The sequence below is a fragment of the Acrocarpospora pleiomorpha genome, from assembly GCF_009687885.1.
In the GTDB taxonomy this organism is placed as follows: domain Bacteria; phylum Actinomycetota; class Actinomycetes; order Streptosporangiales; family Streptosporangiaceae; genus Acrocarpospora; species Acrocarpospora pleiomorpha.
The window spans coordinates 22,004-41,586 of the sequence record NZ_BLAF01000024.1; the positions used below are offsets into that span (position 1 = coordinate 22,004).

Below are 19,583 nucleotides of genomic sequence, written 5' to 3' on the forward strand. Positions count from 1 at the left end.
GGTCATATCGCCCCCAGCAGGACCGCGCCGCGCACCGATCCCGGCGCGGCGCTGAGCACGAGCGCTCGTTCGACTGGTTCGGGCAAGTTCGGTTTGCTCAGGTAGTCGGCCAGTCCGCCCACCGCCGGCGCGGCGAGCCCGGTCAGCGCGGGGGCGACCCCGTCCCTGATCGCGAGCGCGCCCAGCGCGATGTTCAGCGCGCCGGTCGCGGCCTGGCAGTCGCCGGTGAGCCCGGCCGAGGCGGTCAGCGGCACGCCGGGCAGCGCGGCGAGCACGGCCGCGGCCTCCTCTGCGTCGTCGCCGCCGCCGGTGCCCGCGCCGATGACCAGCCCTGGCCGCTCATCGAGCAGCCCGCCCGCGTGGCTCGTGCCCAGCACCCGCGCGTAGGGCGTCCCGCCCCGCGCCGCGCAGTGCTCGGCCGCCTCCACCACGAACGCCACCGCCGCGGAGCCGGGCACGCTGCCGGAATCCCGGTCGTACGGCGACACGAACGCGCCCTCGGGCACCGCCCTGACATGCTCGTCCGCGGCGACCACCAGGACGACGTCCGCCTTGCCCGCTCTGATCATCTCCAGCGCGCAGTCCAGCGCGATCGACGCCGACGCCCCGCCGTTGCAGATCGTCGTGGTCGGTCCGCGCAGCCCGAGGGTCTGGCAGACCGCGCCGCCGGTGGCGTTCAGCACCACGTTGGAGAAGCTCAGCACGGCCGGTTTGTTGGGGTTGGCCGCGATGCTGTCGTCGAACCCGCCGGTGCTCTCGGCCGACCCGGCCCCGGTGGCGAACACCAGACCGACGTCGTCGAGCTCCTTACGCGGCAACTTCAGACCCGCGTCCTCCCAGCTCAGCCGGGATGCCGCGATCGCCATTCTGGACAGGTTGTTCATGTGCCGCCAGAGCGAGCGGGGCGCGAACGTCCGGCCTTCCAGGGATGGCCGCGCGCCGAGCGCCGCCCGGCCGGCCAGGATCTCCTCGGTGGTCTCGGCGATCCCGACGCCGAGCCCGCTGACCGGCCCGAGCCCGGTGATCACGGCCTCCCGCCGGGGCAGCTCCTCATACTCCCGGTCAGCACCTGGCGTGGTCAGGATCAGCGAGACGTTGTTCCCGCCGAACGCGTAGTTGTTGGACACGACCGTGTCGATCGGAAGCGCCCGCGCCACGTTGGGCACGAAGTCCAGATCACCCGGCTCGGCGTCCGCCGCGAAGCCGATCGTCGGCGGCGCGATCCCGTCCCGCAGCGCGAGCACCGCGGCGACCGCCTCGACCGCGCCGGCCGCGCCCAGGGTGTGGCCGACGAACGACTTGATGCTGCTGGTCGGCACCTGCCCGGCGCGCGGCCCGAAGACCGTGCGCATGACCTTGACCTCCATCGCGTCGTTGGCCGGGGTGCCGGTGCCGTGCCCGCTGACGTAGCCGACGTCATCGGTGGTCAGCCCCGCGTCGGCGAGCGCCCGCCGCATCGCGGACGTGCCGCCCCGGCCGGTGGGGTCGGGGGCGGTGGCGTGGTAGGCGTCGGCCGACAGGCCGTACCCGGCGACCTCGGCCAGCGGCACCGCGCCCCGGGCCAGGGCCAGGTCCAGCGGCTCCAGCAGCAGGAACGCGGCTCCCTCGCCGAGGTTCAGACCGTCGGAGTGGCTGTAGGGACGGCAGGGCCCGGTGCTCAGGGCCTTGAGTCCGGCGAACCCGGCGTACGTGCCGAACAGCAGCGGGTCGACACCGCCGGCGAGGACGGCGTCGGCCTCACCGGTGAGGATCTTGTCCTTGGCCAGGCCGACCGCGTTGCCGCCGGCCGCGCAGGCCGTCGACACCAGGATGCGCGGGCCGCGCATGCCCAGCCGGTCGGCGAGCACGTCCTGGGTGTGGTGCATGGGCTGGTAGTGGCCGGCCGCGTCCGGGGTGGCCTGGCATTTGCCGAGGATCATCCCGAACCGGGCGGGTTCGATGCCGGTGAGCCCCGCCTGGGCGACCGCCTGGCGGGCCGCGATCAGGGCGAGCCTGGCGGTGCGGTCCAGGGCGGCGTCGGGCTCGGGCAGCTGTCCGGTAATCCACTCGTCCGGGACCTGGCCGGCGTACCTGGCCTCGAAGACCGCGAAGGCCGGGTCCTGGATGGGGGTGAGGCCGCCTTGGCCGGTGGTGAGCCGGTGCCAGAATTCGGCGGGGTCGCGGCCGATGGCACAGATGACTCCAAGGCCGGTGACGACAACGGGCCGCAGCGCCATGCTGGTCTCCTTACCTCGCGGAACCGATCAGATGATCGGGATGCTCCAGCTCTTGGGCACGATGTAGGGGCTGGTCAGCGTGGTCACACCCGTGCCTTCGACAGTGAACTCCAGACCGGCGGCGGCCAGCGCGGCGTCCACCCTGGCCAGGCCGAGGGTCGCGCCGAGGCCGACGCTGCGGACCGCGAGCACCACCTCGCCGACGTCCTCGCCGCCGGCCAGGACGCGAGCGCCCGGCTCGGGCACGGTGTCGCCGCCGGAGAAGCCGACGGTCCTGCGGCCCTGCCCGGACTCGAACGCGGCGAGCACGGCCTGCTTGCCGACGAACTCGTCCTTGGTGACGTCGACCAGCCAGTTGGCGCCGATCTCGATCACGTTCGCGCCGCCGGCGGTCTCCAGCCGGGGGATCGGCTGGCGCACCTCCAGCATGGCCAGCTCCAGCGCCTCCTGCCCGGCGGCGGTGACGTGCTCCAGGGAGGCCTGCCACAGGTCGGCGGCGGACTCGATGGGCACGATCATCTGGTAGCCGTACTCGCCGGTGAACCCGGTCCTGGCGAAGATGATCTCGACGTCGTTCCAGACGGTGTCCGCCACCGCCTCGAACGGCAGCGAGGCCAGCTCGCCGTCGATCAGCCGGCCGACCACGCCCCACGCGTACGGGCCTTCGAGACCGAGCACGGTCAGGTCGCCGGACCTGTCGGTGATCTCCACACCCTCGTCGTTGTTGGCCCGCAGGTGCTCGATCAGCCGGTCGCCGGCCCCGACCGAGCTCTCCAGCAGCAGTCCGTTCTCCCGGCCGAACGCCAGGACCTGGTCGACGACCTGCCCGGCGTCGTCCAGCACCAGGCTCATCATGCAGCGCTCGGAGGTGAGGTACTCGACGTCGCGGGCCAGCAGTCGCTGCGCGAAGTCCACGGCGGCGGGGCCGCTGATCTCGATCAGCCGGTGCCCGCTCAGGTCCAGCAACGCGGCCCGGTCCCTGAGCACCTGGTACTCATCCGGCAGGTCGCCGAAGCGGAGCGGGACGGAGGCGTCGCCGACCTGGCCGTAAACGGTGTCCCCCGGGTGCACATGCGCGAGGACGGTAGTCATTGCTCACACCTTTCGTACGGCGGTGTTCCCCGCCGGATCAACGATCGTGAGGATTCCTTCGGCCGCGACCTGGCCGTCGACCCGGGCCGAGACCCGGAACTCGGCGAAGCCCGCGCCGCCCCCGGTCCGCTCGGCGGTCAGGGCGAGCTGGTCGCCGGGGACGACGGGGCGGCGGAACCGCATCGACCTCACCCCGGCCAGGTAGCTGATCCGGCTGGCCCCGGACAGGGCGAAGACCAGGCCGGCGAGCTGCGCCATCGCCTCGATCATCACCACGCCGGGCAGCACGGCCTCGGTCGGGAAGTGCCCCTGGAACCACAGCTCGGTCCCGGTGACGTTCTTGGTGGCCGTGCCCTTGGTGCCCGGTTCGACCTTGCCGACCCGGTCCAGCAGCAGCATCGGCCAGCGGTGCGGCAGCACGTCGCGGATCTGATCATTGCTCAGCCCGGTGATCGGGGCCGCCTCCGTGATCGTCATGCGGTGGCCTTGAGCTGCGGATTGACCTCGTCGGCGAGGCGGGAGACGGACCCGAAGACGGCCATCTCGCTGTCGTACAGGGCCACCCCGAACTCGGCCTCGATCGCGACGTACAGCTCCAGCACGTCCAGGCTGTCGAGTTCGAGGCCGCGCCCGAAGAGCGGCTGGTCGTCGGTGATCCAGTCGGGCTCGATCTCCAGGTCGAGGCGGGACACGATCATCTTCTTGATCTGGGTGCACGTCTGCTGCCGCTCGGCGGCCTTGGCGCGTAGCTCGTCGATGGTCATCTGTCCTCCAGGTTGGGGTCTTCAGCCGAGGCCGCCGCCGTGGGCGACCACGACGGCGCCGGAGATGTAGGACGCCTTGTCCGAAGCGAGGAAGCTGACGATCGAGGCGATCTCCTCGGGCCGCCCCATCCGGCCCAGCCGGATGCGGGACTCGTACTGCTTCCTGATCTCGGCGGGCACTCTGCGGGTCATGTCGGTGGCGACGAAACCGGGCGCGACGACGTTGGCGCGCACCCCGTGCGGGGCGGCCTCGTTGGACAGCGCCCGGGTGAACGCGATGATCGCGCCCTTGGACGCCACATAGTTGGTCTGGCCGGGGAAGCCGCCGTCCAGGCCGCTGGTCGAGGACAGCGTCACGATCGCGCCGCTGCGCTGGTGCTGCATCAGCCGCAGGCCCTCCCGGCAGGTCAGGAACGTGCCGGTCATGTTGATGTCCATCGGCTTGCGGAACTGCTCCAGGTTCATCGCGACGAGGTAGCGGTCCAGGGTGATGCCGGCGCTGGTCACCAGGACGTCCAGCCGGCCGCGGGTGGTGCGGATGTCGCGGAACATCTGCCGCACCGCGTCCTCATCGGTCACATCCGCCTGTACGGCCGTCGCGGTGCCGCCGTGCTCCTCGATCAGGGCGACGACCTCCTTGGCGTCCGCCTCGGAGCGGGCGTAGTTGACGATGACGTGCGCGCCCTCGGCGGCGAGGTCGAGCGCGACGGCCCGGCCGATGCCGCGGGAACCGCCCGTAACAAGGGCCACGGAGCCTTCGGCGAAGAGACCTTCAGGAGAGAACATCATCGTCTCCAGATTCGCGGGACAATCACACTGCAAATAGTCCTTAACTTCACGAATCAAGCTACTAAGGCGCGATATCACGCCTGTATCACCGAGTTATCCGAAGATTGACGCGCATTAGGGGATATACGACTCTGGCGCAATGGACGAGCTGCGTAGCGAAAAAGTTGAAGTTTTGATCGTCGGCGGTGGCCCGGTGGGGCTGGCCGCGTCCATCGAGCTGTCCCGGTACGGAATATCGTCGCTGCTCGTCGAGAAACACCCGGGCACCTCCCTTTTCCCGAAGGCCCGGCTGGTCACCACCCGGACCATGGAGATCCTGCGCGCCTGGGGCATCCAGGAGGAGGTGGAGCGGGCCGGCATGCCGCGCGAGGACGTGCTGGCGGTCGGCGTCGGCACCTCGCTGAGCGCCGACGACTACCTCCGCAAGGCGGCGGCCATCGCGGAGGACGCGGCGCAGAGCCCGACGTACACCTACCTCTGCTCGCAGGACATCCTCGAAGTGATCATACGCAGGGTCGCCGAGTCGGCGGGTGACGTGCGCTTCGACACCACCCTGACGGACCTGTGCGTCGACCCGGGCGGGGTCGAGGCGGTGGTGGAATCCGGCGGCGTCGCCACCAGGGTCGAGGCCCGCTACCTGATCGCCGCCGACGGCGGCCGCAGCGGCATCCGCGAGCGACTCGGCATCGCCGTCGAAGGGCCGCCCCCGCTCGGCCACATGGTCAGCATCATGTTCGACGCCGACTTCGACTTCCTGCCCCCCGGCCGCCGGGCCGCCCTCTCCTTCGTCCGCAGCACCCCGGGCGGCGCGATCGAGGCGGTCGACAACCGCCGCCGCTGGATCATGCAGACCGGGTACGACCCCGCCAAGGGCGGCAGCGCCGACGACTTCACCGAGGAGTACTGCCTGGCCGCGGTGCGTTCGGCGATCGGCATCCCCGATCATCCGGTCCACATCGTGGGCGTGATGCCCTGGCTCCAGCAGGCCGTGGTGGCCGCCGAGTTCGCCAGGGACCCGGTCTACCTGGCCGGGGACGCCGCGCACGTGGCCACCCCGCAGGGCGGGTTCGGCATGAACTGCGGCATCCAGGACGCGCACAACCTGGCCTGGAAGCTGGCCGCCGTCCTGCGCGGCACGGCCGGGCCGGACCTGCTGGCCACCTATGCGGCGGAACGCCGCCCTGTCGCGGTCCGTACCGTGGACGAGAGCCTGGTCAACGCCATGATCACGTTTCGGATGATGGCCGGGCAGCTGTCCATGCACGAGGCGATCGAGCAGCAGGCGGGGCGGCGCGGGTCGGAGGGGCTGGTGCTGGGATTCCACTACGAGTCGGCCGCCGTCGTCCCGGATGGCACGCCGGAGCCCGCGCCGGCGGATCCGTACCGGACATATGTGGCGACCGCCCGGCCGGGGCACCGCGCGCCGCACGTCTGGGTGTCGCCTGGGGTGTCCACGCTCGACCTGCTCGGCCCGTCGTTCACGCTGCTCACCGCGCCGGGAAGCGGGTGGGCGCGGGCCGCGGCGGGGGTGCGGGTCGTGGAGATCGATTCGGCCGAGTGGGCGGAGACGTACGGCGTCGGAGCCGAAGGCGCGGTGCTGGTCCGTCCCGACGGTCAGGTCGGATGGCGCACCCAGAACGCGGACTTCGCCGAGCTGGAGAAGGCACTCGACGTCATCCTGGCCAGGTCGTGACCGATCTGGCCCGGGAGCGCATCCTGGCCGCGCCCATCCGCAGCCGCAGCGGGTTGCCGAAGGAGTGCGCCAGCAGGTCGGTCACGGCCTGCGCCTCGACCGCGCCGACCAGCAGATCGGCCAGCTCCCTGGCGGCCTCGGTGGCGAGCGGGCGGACGAACTCGCGGTGCGCGCCCTGCCGGGCCACCAGCTCGTCCAGCGGATTGGTGCTGGTCACGATCACCCGGCAGTTCGCGCCGCCGGGCAGCAGCGGCAGCACCTGGGCGGCGTCCCTGGCCCGGTCCAGCACCACGACCAGCCGGCGGCGGGCCGTCCAGCTGCGGAACAGCGCGACCTTCTCGGCCCGGTCGGCGGGCAGGTCGGCGCGGGGCACGCCGAGCGCGCGCAGGAACCGGTCCAGCACGACGGCGGGCTCGGCCTCGTCCAGGTCGGCGAAGAGGTGACCGTCGGGGAACCAGTCGGCCCGGTCGTGCGCCCACTGCAGCGCCAGCGCGGTCTTGCCGACGCCGACCGGGCCGCTCAGCACGGTCGTGCCGGGCAGCGCCACCTCGGGGTCGGGCCGCAGCACCGCGTCCAGTGCGGCCATCTCCTCACCCCGCCCGACGAACGGCACGACCCGCGGCGGGAGCTGGGACGGCACGACCATCGCGGCCCGGGGCACGGACTGCCGCATCAGGCTGGACTCGTCGCGCAGGATCTGCTCGTGCAGGTGGCGCAGCGCCGGTCCTGGCTCCAGGCCGATCTGGTCGCGCAGGTAGCGGCGGGTCTCCTGGTAGGTGCGCAGCGCGTCGGCGCGGCGGCCGGCCCGGTAGTGGGCGAGCATGAGCAGGGCCCGGACCCGCTCCCGGAACGGGTGCTCGGCGACCAGCGCCAGCAGTTCGGGGATCACCTGATGGTGCTGGCCGAGCTCGATCTCCAGCTCCAGGCAGGCCTCGGCGGCCTCCAGCCGGGACTCCTCCATCCGGGCCACGTCGTAGCGCAGGCCGCGGATGTCCTCGAACGGGTTCCCGCGCCACAGCGCGAGCGCCTCCCGCAGCAGCCGGACCGCCTCTTCCCGGTTCTTGCCCGCGACCTCGCTGCGGGAGCGGGCCACCAGGGCCCGGAACTGCAGCCAGTCGACGCTGTCGGGGGCCGGGCGGATCAGGTAGCCGGGGCTGGAGGTCTCGATCGCGCCGGCGCCCAGGATGCGGCGGAGCCGGGACACGCAGATGGCGATCTGGCGGCGCGCGCTGCGCGGGGCGGACCCCGCCCAGACCGTCTCGATCAGGCGGTCGACGCTGACCACGCGGCCCGCGTTGAGCACCAGGCTGGCCAATATCGCCAGTTCGCGGCTGGCGTAGATATGCAGCTCGGCGCCGTCCCTGAGCACCTGCATGGGGCCGAGCAGCCGGAATCTGAGGCCCTCGTCCATCATCGGGCCCGCACCGGTATCGGGTAATTTCCACTGGGTAGGGAAAGTACTAGGGAGGAGGGTATTAGACTGCCGTCATACGGTGGAAACATGAAGAGATGTTTTCGAGCCATTTAAGAATCTCTCCCGCAGATTGCTGGAGGGGGATCCGCTAGCTCTGAACCTAATGAGGGGCCTGCTGCCCCGGCACCCCTAGGCGCCCCCTGTAATCCCCTGCCCCCGGCGCCTGATAAGGGTTCCCCTATTTCTCCGGGAACCGGCGGCGTTCGGCCGTTTTTGACCGGGCTTTGACCGGCGCAGGCTATCAATGGATCGACCCGGCGCGCTAAGGGGGGCAATTGCGTTACACGAGGCTCGGGCGGGACGGCCCGATGATCTCCAGTATCGGGCTCGGCACGCTCGCGCTGTCCGGGGCGTACGGCCCGGTGGACCCCGGCGACGCGTTCGACCTGATCGGCCGCGCGCTGGACGCGGGCGTCAGCTTCGTCGACACCGCCGACGTGTACGACGACGGCCAGGTCGAGCGCCTGATCGGCCGGGCGGTCGCGAGCCGCCGCGAGGAGATCGTGATCGCCACCCGGGGCAGCGGCACCACGCAGGCGTGCGAGGCGTCGCTGAAACGGCTGGGCGTCGACGCCATCGACCTCTACTACCTGCGCCCGGACGCCCCGATCGAGGAGGGCATGTCCCAGCTGGCCGACCTGGTCAAAGCCGGAAAAATCCGCCATGTCGGCCTGTCCAATGGCTCGCTGCGGCAACTCCGCCAGGCCCATGCCGTGCATCCGGTCGCCGCGCTCGCGGTGGAGTACTCGCTGTGGGGGCTGCGCGCCGAGCCCGATCTGCTGGCCGAGGCCCGGCACCTGGGCATCAGCGTGGTGGCCGCGCGCCCGGTCGGCCGGGGGTTCCTCACCGGCCGCATCCGCTCCGCCGACCAGCTGACGCCCGGCGACTGGCGGCACCGCGACCCCCGCTTCCAGCCCGAAAGCCTGCGCCGCGGCCTGGGCCCGCTGCGCGAGGTCGAGGACGTCGCCGCCCGGCTGGACCTCGGCACGGGCCGGCTCGCGATCGGCTGGCTGCTGTCCCAGGGCGAGCACGTCGTCCCGGTGCCGAGCACCCGCGACCAGGTGCATCTGGAGATGAACCTCGCCGCCTCCGAGGTCACCCTCGCTCCCGACGTCCGGGACGAGCTCGGCCGGATCTTCCCGCCCGGGGCGGCGGATCAGTCCGACTCCCTCCTGCTCTGAGCCGGGATCAGCGACGCGGCCAGCGCCTTGTTGACCGCGTCGATCCGGGAGACCGCGTTGAGCTTCACGAAGATGTTCCGCATGTGCCGCTTCACCGTCGCCTCGGCAAGCCCGAGCCGGCGGGCGATCTGCAGGTTGCTCAGCGCCTGCGCCGCCAGCTGCAGGATCTCCTTCTCCTTGTCGGTCAGCACCCCCGCCTGCGGACCTTCCACCTGGGCCAGGCTGGTCCTGGACACGGCGAGCACGACCCGGCCCGGGTCCTCGTACACGCTGCGGACGGCCGCGATCAGCTCGTGCCGGTGGATGCTCTTGAGCAGGTAGCCGCTGATCCCGGCCGCCAGCAGGCGGGTGAGCAGCTGCGGGCCGTCGTACATGCTCAGAATGATGATCTGCGTGCACGACGACAGCGCCCGGATCCGGGTGACGGTCTCGGTCACCTCGTCGCCGGGGATCTCGACGTCCAGCAGCACCACGTTCGGGCGGGTGTCCTCTACCAGCTGTACGGCGTCGGCCGAGTTGCCCGCCTCGCCGACGATGGCCAGGTCGGGGGTGGATTCGAGGATCTCGCGCAGGCCCTCCCGGAACAGGGCGTGGTCGTCCACGAGCGCGACCGAGATCTTTCCGCTAAAGCTGCTCGGACTCACGTGACTGCCTCTTGAGCGGGATGAACAGCTCGACCAGGCAGCCATTGCCCGGTTCGCTGGTGATCGCCAACCGGCCGCCGAGCAGCTCGGCCCTTTCGCGCATGGAGGTCAGCCCCACCCCGCCGTTGCGGACTCTGGGCCGGGACGGCTCGAAGCCCCTGCCGTTGTCCTGCACGAACGCCTGGAGCACGTGCGGGGCGATGTCCACCCGCATCAGGATCACCGTCGGCGTGCCGTGGGTCAGCGCGTTCCTGGTCGCCTCGCGGATGATCAGGAAGGACTCGTCCAGGACGCGCGGCTCGGCCCACGACTCGTCGCCGTTCACGTCCAGACCGACCGAGACCGCCTCGTCCTCGACCGCTTCGAGGAAACCGAGCAGCGCCTTCTCCAGGCTCTTGACCGGCACCTGCGGGTGCAGCTCCGAGGTGATCTGGCGGAGGTTCTCCATCGCCTCCCTGATCACCTGCTGGGCGACCCCCATCTTGATGGCCGCCCTGGCCGGGTCGGTGTCGCGATGCAGCTCCGACAGCGCGAGCTGCTGGTGCGCGACGCTGATGCCGTGGCCGATCCGGTCGTGCAGGTCGCGCGCGATCCGGCGCCGCTCCTCCTCCTGCACCTCGTGGACCTGGTTGAGCAGGAACCCCGTGTAGCTCTCGGAGGCCTCCCTGACCCGGCGCGACAGGCTCTCCTCCATGCCGGTGGCGACCAGCGCGAACGTGTCGGAAGGGCGATCGGAATCGGCCGCAATTCGCCGCGCCAGATGCGTCAGCGCGGACTTGAAAAAAAGTGAGCCCGCCTCAAGAGAGGCCCTTGGATGAACTCCGGAAGCGGCCCTGCTGATGCCGACTTCCCAGGCGTGAAATTTATAGAGGTCGTTGACCTGCACTTTTCCGGTGCGCAGCGTCGCGGCCACGTCATCCAGGACGTACTGGGCGGTCATAAGAGCCTGGCGGATGGCACTCGGATCCGCGGAGAGCGCGTTACCGGTGGCTTGCAGCTCCGACTCGAATTCCTCAAGGATTTCGGCCCGGCACGCATCTACGAATCTCGCTGGATCGCTCCCGGCCCCGAATTCAGCACCCAAGGAAGCCCCTCCGCTTTGGGACGCGTGAGATCCTTACTATCTCTCACTTACGTCTGCAAAGCAACATATCCTGTCAGATATTGGAGAACAGGACGGTAATGTGAACGATATGTTGTGTGGTCATGAACGCTCGGTAAGGTCTGCGCCGGCGGCTCCGATCGGCGTGGGCATGCGCCGCGCGACCAGCCAGGGTGACCGCCACCGCGCCGACGAGCATGGCCAGCGCGGCCCAGGCGAGCGGCACCCCGAGGGCCAGGCTGACCACGCAGAATGACCCTGCCAGGATCAGCGCGGCGGCCGACATGACGTTGCTGGTCACCCTCGCGCCGCAGGTCACGGCTATGGTGCGCCGGCCGGCGGCGGCGTCCCCCGCGATGTCGGACAGGTCCTTGGCCGGCACGCCGACGAGCGTCATCCAGCAGGTCGCGGCCACCGCGAACATGATGAGCGGGATCGGCGTGGACTCGGCCGCACCGCCGATGACCACGGTGAACCCGCCCCAGTAGGCCAGCAGCCCCGACCCGCAGAGCACCAGGATGGTGCCGCCGGACCGGCTCTTCAGGTGGAACGGCGCGCCCGAGTACAGGTAGCCGAGGACCAGGTTGGCCGCGATCACCCAGGTCATCGCGGCGGGCAGCCCGGCGGTGGCCACCAGCGACACGACCGCGGCGACGGCGGCGACGGCGGCCGCCACGCGCGGGTCCAGATCGCCGCGGGCGATCGGCCGGCGGGACCCGTTCACCTGGTCCTCGGTGACGTCAGAAACCCCGTTCCCGACGTAGATCGCGAAGATCGACAACACCCAGGCGGCGCCGCCCTGCAGCACCTCAGCCGGGACGGGGGCGACGGCGACCGGCAGCGCCAGCATGGCCCCCGCCAGGAACCTCAGCATGGACACGGCCAGCACGGCCGGCCGGGCCTCGATCACGCAGAATCGCAGCACTCGCGCCGCGCTCTTGAGGGCGGAGGGGCCGGATGCGCGGCCCGTTGCCCATGTACTTGCCATGACCGGATTGTTACGCCGGAACGGTCATCCGTTAAGGGGATAATCCGAGAGTTGTAGTCCGGAATACAACTTTGGATACCCCCCCTTACCACTCCGGGCTACTTTCCCTGAACTGCTGATTCCCGGTCTTGTCGGGTGGGGGTGACCCTTATTAGCTTGGGGCCAGCGGAATAAGGGTCGTACAACTTTCAACAAGTCGATCGACTACACCTTAGGGAATCAAATGCCGGATTTCAAGCTGCTGGGCCCGACCGAGGTGCTGGACGGCGACGGCCATTCTCGCACCCCCGGTGGCCCCAAGCTCCGGCAGGTGCTGGCGCTGCTGGCGCTCAATGCGGGAAAAGTCGTCAGCGTCGACGTCTTCGTCACTGAATTGTGGGGCGAGGTCGCCAAGAAGGCCGAGATAAAGACGCTGCAGACGCATATCTATCACCTGCGCCAGGTGCTGGCCGGCGGCATCGTCGCCACCCAGGCCCCCGGCTACGCGCTGCGGGTCGATCCGCACCGGGTCGACGCCCTGGTCTTTCCCCGCCTGGTCGACCGGGCCGCCGAGCACCAGCAGGCGGGCGACCACCGGGCCGCCGAGCGGGTCCTCCGCGACGCGCTGGCCAGGTGGACCGGGCCGGCGCTGGCCGATGTGCGGCTCGGTCCTGTGCTCGCGCCGTACGCGACGGCCCTGCACGAGCGGCGGCTGCGCGCGCAGGAGATGCACATGGACGCCATGATCAGCCTGGGCCGGCACGGCGAGGTCATCGAGGAGTTGCGCCTGCTGGTCGCCGCCCATCCGCTCAACGAGAACTTCCACGCCCAGCTGATCACCGCGCTCAGCCGCACCGGCCGGCGCACCGACGCGCGGCACGCCTACGAAGGGCTGCGCGCGCTCCTGGACGCCGAACTCGGCGTCGCGCCTTCATTCGCCATCCCCGATCCGCACGCCAGGAGTCATCCAGGAAAGGAAATCCGACGATGAAGGGTGTCGAACGTTACTCCGGATTCACCCCCCTAGCTCTGAGCGACCGCACCTGGCCGGGAAACCGCATCACCGCGGCGCCGCGCTGGCTCTCCACCGACCTCAGGGACGGCAACCAGTCGCTCGCCGATCCGATGACACCCGAGCGGAAACTCCTGATGTTCGACCTGCTGGTCGAGATCGGCTACAAGGAGATCGAGGTCGGTTTCCCGGTGGCCAGCCAGAGCGACCACGACTTCGTCCGCATGCTGATCGAACGCGACCGCATCCCGGACGACGTGCGGATCACCGTGCTCACCCAGGCCCGCGAGGACCAGATCCGGCGCACCGTCGAGTCCGTGCGCGGCGCGAGCCGCGCGCTCGTGCACATCTACAACGCGACCTCGCCCCTGTTCCGCCGGACCGTGTTCAACCTGGACCGGGCGGGCGTGCGGGACCTCGCCGTCCAGGGCACCCGGACGATGCTGGACCACGCCGAGCGGGTGCTGCGCGACTGCGACCTGGCCTTCCAGTACTCCCCCGAGCTGTTCAACGAGACCGAGGCCGACTTCGCCCTCGAGGTGTGCGAGGCCGTCATGGACGTCTGGCAGCCCGAGTGCGGGCGCGGCATCATCCTCAACTTCCCGACGACGGTCGAGCGGTCCCTCCCGAACGTCTTCGCCGACCAGATCGAGTGGCTGCACCGCAACCTGTCCAGGCGCGAGCACGTCTGCCTGTCGGTGCACCCGCACAACGACCGGGGCACCGGGGTCGCCGCCGCCGAACTGGCCCTGCTGGCCGGCGCCGAACGGATCGAGGGCTGCCTGTTCGGCAACGGCGAGCGCGCCGGCAACGTCTGCCTGGTCACGCTCGCGATGAACCTGTACAGCCACGGCGTCGACCCCGGCGTCGACTTCTCCGACATCAACGCGGTCCGGCGCACGGTCGAGCGGTGCACCGGGCTGCCGGTCCACCCGCGCCACCCCTACGGCGGCGATCTCGTCTACACCGCGTTCTCCGGGTCGCATCAGGACGCCATCAAGAAGGGCTTCGACGCGCTGGAACGGCAGGCCGCCGAGACCGGCGTGCGCCCGGACGCGCTGCCGTGGCAGGTGCCGTACCTGCCGGTGGATCCCAGGAACGTGGGGCGCACGTACGAGGCGGTGGTCCGGGTGAACGGGCAGTCCGGCAAGGGCGGCGTGGCGTACGTCATGAGCGCCTGGCACGGCCTGAACCTGCCGCGCGGCCTGCAGGCCGACCTGTCCGCCCGGGTGCAGCGGCACGCCGACGAGGTCGGCGGCGAGCTGACCCCGAGCCGGATCGGGGCGCTGTTCGCCGAGGAGTATCTCTACCACGGCGACCCGTCCGACCCGCTCCAGGTGGGCCGCGAACCGCTCGCGACGGCGCTGCACGTGGACGGCGGGTTCGACGTCAGCGGCGACCAGGCCGACGCGTTCCGCACGCTCGGCTCGGTGCTGAGCCCGTGGGGCATCCAGGTCGGCGTCGTGCACCGGACCGGGCTGCCCCTGGACCATGCGGATCTCACCCCGAACCAGGCGGTCAGGTCCGGCGACGAGACCGTGATCTACGCCGAGTGCCGCAGCGGCGGAGCCGTCGCCTGGGGCGCGGGCATCGACAAGGACATCGCGGCGGCGGCCTTCTCCGCAGTCCGCGCGGCGGCCGACCGGCTCGCCCGCGACGGTCATCTGGACGACCAGCTCGCCGCCGCTGGGCACTAGGGAGCACATGGTGGACGACAGACGCGAGGGTATGGCGACCCTGCGGGCGCTGCTGGCCGAGGCGGTCGCGGGCAAGGGCAGGATCGCGATGGTCACCGGCGCGGTGGCGACCGGCAAGAGCGAGCTGCTGTACGCGATCGCCGAGCGCGCCTTCGACCAGGGCGCGCTGCCCCTGACGGCCACGGGTTCGCCGGCCGAGAGCGGCCTGCCGCTGGGCGTGCTGTCCCAGCTCCTGCACCAGGCGCCGCTGCTGGACCAGCAGCGGGTCACCACGAGCGGCCTGCTGCACGAGGGCGCCCGCTCGCAGCTCTCCAGGGACCCGGGCACCGAATCGATCGAGCATGTGGACGTGCAGATCGTGGACGCCCTCTGCACGGTCCTGCTGGACCTGGCCGAACGCTGCCCGCTGGTGGTCGCGGTCGACGACGTGCACCACGCCGACCGCGCCTCCCAGCTGTGCCTGGCCTACCTGGCCAGGCGGGTCAAGTTCGCCAACGTCATGCTCGTGCTCAGCGCCGCGGACCACAGCCCCCACCTGCGCACCCTCTTCCACACCGAGATACTCAGGCAGCCGCACTGCCGTCCGGTACGGCTCACGCACCTGTCCCGCGACGGCGTCGACGCCCGGCTCGGCGAGGACGCCGCCCGCCGGTTCGGCGCGGTCGTCCACGAGCTGAGCGGCGGCAACCGGCTGCTCGTCGACGCCCTGCTGGAGGACCTCCAGACCACCGGCGCCCCCAGCGACCGCTACGGCGAAGCGGTTCTCGCGTGCGTGCGCAGGCTAGGACCGTGCGCCCAGGAAGCGGCCCACGGCCTGGCGGTGCTGGGCGAGCCCGGCTCGATCGGCCGCCTGCTCGGCCGGGGCGAGAGCGAAGCCGCCGTCGCCAAGTCGCTGCAGGCGCTGGCCGGGGCCGGGCTGCTGGCCGACGGCCGGTTCCGGCATGAGGCGGCGCGCTCGGCCGTACTGGCGGAACTGGACGCCGCCGACCGCATCCACCTGCACCGCCGCGCCGCCGAGCTGGCCCACCGCGACGGCGCGACGGCCGATGTCGTGGCCGGCCACCTCCTGCACGCCAGCCACGCGGGCGACCCGTGGGCGCTGTCGGCCCTGGAGGAGGCGGCCAGGCACGCGTTGCGTGACAACGGCGTGGAATCCGCGATCGAGTACCTCAAACTGGCCTGGCGTACCTGCGACGACGAGCGCCGCCGGGCCAGGATCGCCACCACGCTGGTCCGGGCCGAATGGCGGATCAACCCCAGCAACCCCGTCGGCCACCTGGCCGGGCTGACCGACGCCCTGCACAAGGGCCACCTCGGCGGCGGCGACACCGTCATCCTGGCCAAGGCGCTGCTCTGGCACGGCCACACCCAGGACGCCATGGACGTCCTGGGCCGCCTGCGCGAGCTCGGCGAACCCGACCAGGAGACCGCGGCCGAACTCGCCGCCGCCCGCCCGTGGTTCCGCGCCCTCTACCCGTCGTTCCTGCCGCACCTGCCGGAGGTCGGCGCCTCGCGGACCGCCGCCGCGTCCTCCCTCGGCGTCGGCCGCCGGATCCAGTCGGCCGGGGCGCTCGCCGATGTGCTCACTCACGGCCCTCGCGAGGAGACCATGGCCACCGCCGAGCACATCCTGCGCGGTTGCCGCCTGGACGAGATGACCATGGACACGGTCGAGACGGCGCTGCTGGCCCTCACCTATACCGACCGTCCCGGCCGCGCCGCCCCCTGGTGTGACGCCTTCATCGCCGAGGCGGAAACCCGTCGCGCCCCCAGCCGCCAGGCCCGCCTGGCCGCCATCCGCGCCGAGATCGGCCTCCGGGGTGGCGACCTGGCCGCGGCGGCCGCGGACGCGCGGCACGCCTTGTCGATCATCCCTGCCGGGAGCTGGGGGGTGGCCGTAGGTGGACCGCTGGGCACCCTGCTGCTGGCCGGGGCCGCGATGGGCCGCCTGGACGACTGCCTGCCTGAGTTCAACCAGCCTGTTCCCGACGCGATGCTGGACACCCGGTTCGGCCTGCAGTACCTGCGGGGCAAGGGCCGTTTCAACCTGATGGCCGACCAGCCCGACCAGGCCCTGCGGGACTTCCTGCTGTGCGGCGAGCTGATGACGCGGTGGGACCTGGACGTGCCCAGCTTCATCGCGTGGCGCCTGGACGCCGCCGAAGCGCTGATCGCGTTGCGGAACGACGACGAGGCCCGGCGACTGGTGACCGAGCAGCTCTCCCGGTGCGGGCGCCAGTCCCAGCGGGTGCGGGGGTCGGCGTTGCGCCTGCTGGCCGCCGTCAGCGAGGTTCGCCAGCGTCCGATGCTCCTGCGGCAGGCCGCCGATCTGCTCCAGGCGGGGGGCGATCGGTACGAGTACGCCCGGTTGCTGTTCGACCTCACCGAGGCCTATCACGCCACTGGCGAATATCGGCGGGCCGGGATGCTCGGGCAGCGCGCTCGCGCCCTGGCCAAGGAGTGCCACGCCGATTCGCTGCGCCGGGCGTTGCCCCGGATGGATCGGGATGATCCGGGCGGAGTTCCGGTGCTGCTCAGCGACGCCGAACGCCGGGTGGCGGAGCTGGCCGCCGAGGGGTATACGAACCGGGAGATCTCCGCGCGGCTGTTCATCACGGTCAGCACGGTCGAGCAGCATCTGACCCGCGTTTTCCGCAAGCTGAAGGTGTCCCGTCGAACGGAGTTGCCGGAGACTCTCGCTGATACTCAGCAACCGACCGTGGCTTAGGACTTGCAGAGAAATGACCCGTAGCTTCCGGGATTGTCGCTCGTTGATGTGGGATACGCGTGGCGGCCGGGACTGTGGAGATGCTGGCGGCGAAGTTCGAGGCGATCTTCCTGCACCTGGATGAGCGGCAGCGACAGTTACTGAGGCGCTGAGGCAAGGGCCTTGGGCATGGGGGCATCGCGGCAGTGGCCAAAGCCGCCCGGCTTCGAGCGGCAACGGTGTCGGCAGGAGTGGATGAGCAGGTCAGAGTCCACCACGCTGACGGCCAGCCGGTCATCAGCGTGGACACCAAGAAGAAGGAACTGGTCGGCGAATACAAAACCGCAGGCCGTGAGTGGTGTCCCACCGGTCGGCCGGTACGGGTCGCCATGCACGACTTCCCCGACGCTCAGGCGGGCAAGACGATTCCCTAGGGCATCTACGACCTGGCCACTGACAGCGACTGGGTCAACGTCGGCACCGACCACGACACCGCCGCTTTCGCCGTGGACTCCATCCGCCGCTGGCGGAACAGAGCCGAGCAAGGCGCCTACCCCGACGCGACACGCCTGCTGATCACCTCAGACGCAGGCGGCTCCAACGGATACCGCACCCGCGCGTGGAAGGCCGAACTCGCGGCGTTTGGCCGCCGAGGCCGGCTTGGCCATCATGATCTGCCATTTCACGCCCGGCACCTCCAAATGGAACCGCGTTGAACACCGGTTGTTCTGCCACATCACGATGAATTGGCGTGGCAGGCCGCTGAGCAGCCATGAAGTCGTCGTGCAGAGCATCGCCGCGACCACCACCACGACCGGCTCACCGTGCACGCCGAACTGGACTCCGGCCAGTACGCCACCAGCGTCACCGTCAGCGACGCTCAGATGGCCAGCCTGCCGATCACCAGCCACGATTGGAACTACACGTTGCTTCCGGCATGGCTGACCCCCGCCACCGGTTCCGCCACTGCGGCGCCATCACCCCGCCGAGACGGCCATGCCTGGCTGATCCACCCCACCCCCTGACCGGCCCTCCCGCAACCAGACTGGGACCACCTCATCGACCAGCTGACCGCCCTACGACATGCCCAAGAGAAGCCGGCCTGCACCGTCAACGCGGCCTAGCCGCGGATGGTCGCCCCCGGCACTGGGGCCGTCATCCCTCCCTCACCATCACCGAACGTGTGCTGATCACCGTCTTGCACCGCCGCCTCGGCCAACCTCAAGCAGTACTCGCCGACCTGTTCCACACAACCCTCATGACCGCCAACCGCGCCATTCGGCAGATCCAACCCCTGCTCGACCAGGCCGACTATGCCATCACGCCCAACAGCAAACGCCTCTACACCGCAGCAGACCTCACCACCTACGTCATCAGTACCGGCGCTATACACAAGATCAACACAGCGTGCTGATCATCTGCAAGGCCCTAAGTACAGGCTGTGACAGGGGTAACCGAAGTGACAGCGATGAGGGGCACTTGCCTCAGCTTTGCGGTCTTGAGGATGAGGGCGCCATCTGCCGTGCCGACTAGTTCGCCGCATACGCGACCGCTGGTGTTGAGAACCTCGATAAGTGGACGATCTGTCTGTGCCGAGGGTGCGAGCCAAGTGATGCCGACGGCGAGGGCCAGCAAGGCCAATGCAGTGATGGTGAAAAGGGTGGCCCGATAGATTAGTCTTCCCACGTGGCGGACCTCGGTCTGGGTCCAGGTTCGGAGCTCTTCACCTGTGAGGAGAATCTCGGTTCCCGGGTTCCCGGAAGCGGCTCGTACAGAGGACAGCGTGGCAACGATGAGCATTGCGAAAGCCAATCCCAGCAGGGCGGTAGCCGTCCAGCGGGGCACCGTGGCCAGGCTCGTGACGGAGTCTCTGCCCTTAATGATGAGGACTGTGCTCAGCAGCGCGGTCAATCCAGCCAGGGCGGTTCGCCACCCTTCGGCCTGTTTGCGTACAGTTGCTAGCTGCTCGAATGTTAGATCCTGGGCCAGCATCGCCCACCGCTTGCGCACGACGCTCATCCGAGATTGACCAACCAGTAGGCCCCACAACCATTTTCTGGTGATTCAGTGGGGCGATCGGCATGGAGATGACCGCACACGCAGTAGACGGTGATTTGGCGGGTGCGCTGAGGCACAGCGACCTTGCGAAAAGGGCCCTTGTATCCTTGCGGTGTGCCGTATCGGAAGGTCATCGACGTATGTCCGAAGCAAGCGGGGCATGAGCCTTTGATCGTAAGTCCGTCTT

General features: G+C 70.2%; 16 protein-coding genes and 1 pseudogene. 7 read left to right on the plus strand and 10 right to left on the minus strand.

All coding sequences use genetic code 11. From position 1 onward, the window contains the following. Nucleotides 1-2: 2 nt before the first annotated feature. From Aple_RS21760 to Aple_RS21780, 5 genes are read right to left on the minus strand one after another with little or no spacing between them, the layout of a single operon-like run. A complete protein-coding gene (locus Aple_RS21760; RefSeq protein WP_155346505.1) occupies nucleotides 3-2,216 on the minus strand; it encodes a beta-ketoacyl-[acyl-carrier-protein] synthase family protein in 2,214 nt (737 codons plus the stop codon). Nucleotides 2,217-2,243: 27 nt separating this feature from the next. Next, the gene (locus Aple_RS21765) at nucleotides 2,244-3,308 is read right to left on the minus strand and encodes a glycine cleavage T C-terminal barrel domain-containing protein (protein WP_155346506.1); all 1,065 of its coding nucleotides are present in this window, start codon (nucleotides 3,306-3,308) and stop codon (nucleotides 2,244-2,246) included. Between the two features lie 3 nt (nucleotides 3,309-3,311). Continuing rightward, on the minus strand, nucleotides 3,312-3,785 hold the full coding sequence (gene fabZ, locus Aple_RS21770; RefSeq protein WP_155346507.1) for a 3-hydroxyacyl-ACP dehydratase FabZ: 474 nt from the start codon (nucleotides 3,783-3,785) through the stop codon (nucleotides 3,312-3,314). Beyond that, nucleotides 3,782-4,072, minus strand: a complete 291-nt coding sequence (locus Aple_RS21775) for an acyl carrier protein (protein ID WP_155346508.1) — start codon at nucleotides 4,070-4,072, stop codon at nucleotides 3,782-3,784. Before Aple_RS21775 ends, fabZ begins: the two co-directional genes overlap by 4 nt. A 21-nt stretch (nucleotides 4,073-4,093) precedes the next feature. Beyond that, entirely contained in the window at nucleotides 4,094-4,861 is a 768-nt protein-coding gene (locus Aple_RS21780; RefSeq protein WP_246264688.1) for a 3-oxoacyl-ACP reductase family protein, read from the minus strand. A 139-nt stretch (nucleotides 4,862-5,000) separates the two neighbouring features. On the opposite strand from Aple_RS21780, the gene Aple_RS21785 reads away from it, so the two are divergent. Continuing rightward, nucleotides 5,001-6,554, plus strand: coding sequence for an FAD-dependent monooxygenase (locus Aple_RS21785; protein ID WP_218038455.1), 1,554 nt, complete (start codon nucleotides 5,001-5,003; stop codon nucleotides 6,552-6,554). On the opposite strand, the gene Aple_RS21790 is transcribed toward Aple_RS21785, so the two are convergent. Continuing rightward, nucleotides 6,535-7,968, minus strand: a complete 1,434-nt coding sequence (locus tag Aple_RS21790) for an AfsR/SARP family transcriptional regulator (protein ID WP_218038456.1) — start codon at nucleotides 7,966-7,968, stop codon at nucleotides 6,535-6,537. The genes Aple_RS21785 and Aple_RS21790 overlap by 20 nt on opposite strands. 335 nt (nucleotides 7,969-8,303) lie before the next feature. Here Aple_RS21790 and Aple_RS21795 point away from each other — a divergent pair, with 335 nt between their 5' ends. After that, on the plus strand, nucleotides 8,304-9,209 hold the full coding sequence (locus Aple_RS21795; protein ID WP_155346509.1) for an aldo/keto reductase: 906 nt from the start codon (nucleotides 8,304-8,306) through the stop codon (nucleotides 9,207-9,209). Here the strand turns inward: Aple_RS21795 and Aple_RS21800 are convergent. The 3 genes from Aple_RS21800 to Aple_RS21810 form a co-directional block, all read right to left on the minus strand. Next, nucleotides 9,185-9,853, minus strand: a complete 669-nt coding sequence (locus Aple_RS21800) for a response regulator (RefSeq protein WP_246264689.1) — start codon at nucleotides 9,851-9,853, stop codon at nucleotides 9,185-9,187. The two genes, Aple_RS21795 and Aple_RS21800, sit on opposite strands and share 25 nt — an antisense overlap. Further along, a complete protein-coding gene (locus tag Aple_RS21805) occupies nucleotides 9,834-10,793 on the minus strand; it encodes a sensor histidine kinase (protein WP_155346511.1) in 960 nt (319 codons plus the stop codon). Before Aple_RS21805 ends, Aple_RS21800 begins: the two co-directional genes overlap by 20 nt. 217 nt (nucleotides 10,794-11,010) lie before the next feature. After that, the gene (locus tag Aple_RS21810) at nucleotides 11,011-11,943 is read right to left on the minus strand and encodes a UbiA family prenyltransferase (RefSeq protein ID WP_155346512.1); all 933 of its coding nucleotides are present in this window, start codon (nucleotides 11,941-11,943) and stop codon (nucleotides 11,011-11,013) included. Nucleotides 11,944-12,166: 223 nt separating this feature from the next. Here Aple_RS21810 and Aple_RS21815 point away from each other — a divergent pair, with 223 nt between their 5' ends. The 5 genes and pseudogenes from Aple_RS21815 to Aple_RS21845 all read left to right on the plus strand — a co-directional run bounded on the left by Aple_RS21815 (nucleotide 12,167) and on the right by Aple_RS21845 (nucleotide 18,752). Then, on the plus strand, nucleotides 12,167-12,913 hold the full coding sequence (locus Aple_RS21815; protein ID WP_155346513.1) for an AfsR/SARP family transcriptional regulator: 747 nt from the start codon (nucleotides 12,167-12,169) through the stop codon (nucleotides 12,911-12,913). Further along, nucleotides 12,910-14,631 (plus strand): 2-isopropylmalate synthase, encoded by a 1,722-nt coding sequence (locus Aple_RS21820; protein WP_155346514.1) that lies wholly within the window; start codon nucleotides 12,910-12,912, stop codon nucleotides 14,629-14,631. The genes Aple_RS21815 and Aple_RS21820 overlap by 4 nt, the downstream gene beginning before the upstream one ends. 7 nt (nucleotides 14,632-14,638) lie before the next feature. Then, complete coding sequence (locus Aple_RS21825; protein ID WP_155346515.1) at nucleotides 14,639-17,359, plus strand: AAA family ATPase; 2,721 nt, start codon at nucleotides 14,639-14,641, stop codon at nucleotides 17,357-17,359. A 230-nt stretch (nucleotides 17,360-17,589) separates the two neighbouring features. After that, a pseudogene (locus Aple_RS54590) lies at nucleotides 17,590-18,276 on the plus strand (ISAzo13 family transposase); the annotation flags it as partial. A gap of 245 nt (nucleotides 18,277-18,521) precedes the next feature. After that, nucleotides 18,522-18,752: a hypothetical protein gene (locus Aple_RS21845; RefSeq protein WP_155346518.1), complete on the plus strand. Its 231-nt coding sequence runs from the start codon at nucleotides 18,522-18,524 to the stop codon at nucleotides 18,750-18,752. 14 nt (nucleotides 18,753-18,766) lie between these two features. On the opposite strand, the gene Aple_RS21850 is transcribed toward Aple_RS21845, so the two are convergent. Beyond that, on the minus strand, nucleotides 18,767-19,357 hold the full coding sequence (locus Aple_RS21850; protein WP_155346519.1) for a hypothetical protein: 591 nt from the start codon (nucleotides 19,355-19,357) through the stop codon (nucleotides 18,767-18,769). Between the last annotated feature and the right edge of the window lie 226 nt (nucleotides 19,358-19,583).

Excerpts from the sequence above, each read along its gene's own strand:
- Aple_RS21760 (WP_155346505.1), bottom strand. The coding sequence starts at position 2,216 with ATGGCGCTGCGGCCCGTTGTCGTCACCGGCCTTGGAGTCATCTGTGCC.
- Aple_RS21765 (WP_155346506.1), bottom strand. The coding sequence starts at position 3,308 with ATGACTACCGTCCTCGCGCATGTGCACCCGGGGGACACCGTTTACGGC.
- fabZ (WP_155346507.1), bottom strand. The coding sequence starts at position 3,785 with ATGACGATCACGGAGGCGGCCCCGATCACCGGGCTGAGCAATGATCAG.
- Aple_RS21775 (WP_155346508.1), bottom strand. The coding sequence starts at position 4,072 with ATGACCATCGACGAGCTACGCGCCAAGGCCGCCGAGCGGCAGCAGACG.
- Aple_RS21780 (WP_246264688.1), bottom strand. The coding sequence starts at position 4,861 with ATGATGTTCTCTCCTGAAGGTCTCTTCGCCGAAGGCTCCGTGGCCCTT.
- Aple_RS21785 (WP_218038455.1), top strand. The coding sequence starts at position 5,001 with ATGGACGAGCTGCGTAGCGAAAAAGTTGAAGTTTTGATCGTCGGCGGT.
- Aple_RS21790 (WP_218038456.1), bottom strand. The coding sequence starts at position 7,968 with ATGATGGACGAGGGCCTCAGATTCCGGCTGCTCGGCCCCATGCAGGTG.
- Aple_RS21805 (WP_155346511.1), bottom strand. The coding sequence starts at position 10,793 with ATGACCGCCCAGTACGTCCTGGATGACGTGGCCGCGACGCTGCGCACC.
- Aple_RS21810 (WP_155346512.1), bottom strand. The coding sequence starts at position 11,943 with ATGGCAAGTACATGGGCAACGGGCCGCGCATCCGGCCCCTCCGCCCTC.
- Aple_RS21815 (WP_155346513.1), top strand. The coding sequence starts at position 12,167 with ATGCCGGATTTCAAGCTGCTGGGCCCGACCGAGGTGCTGGACGGCGAC.
- Aple_RS21820 (WP_155346514.1), top strand. The coding sequence starts at position 12,910 with ATGAAGGGTGTCGAACGTTACTCCGGATTCACCCCCCTAGCTCTGAGC.
- Aple_RS21825 (WP_155346515.1), top strand. The coding sequence starts at position 14,639 with ATGGTGGACGACAGACGCGAGGGTATGGCGACCCTGCGGGCGCTGCTG.
- Aple_RS21850 (WP_155346519.1), bottom strand. The coding sequence starts at position 19,357 with ATGAGCGTCGTGCGCAAGCGGTGGGCGATGCTGGCCCAGGATCTAACA.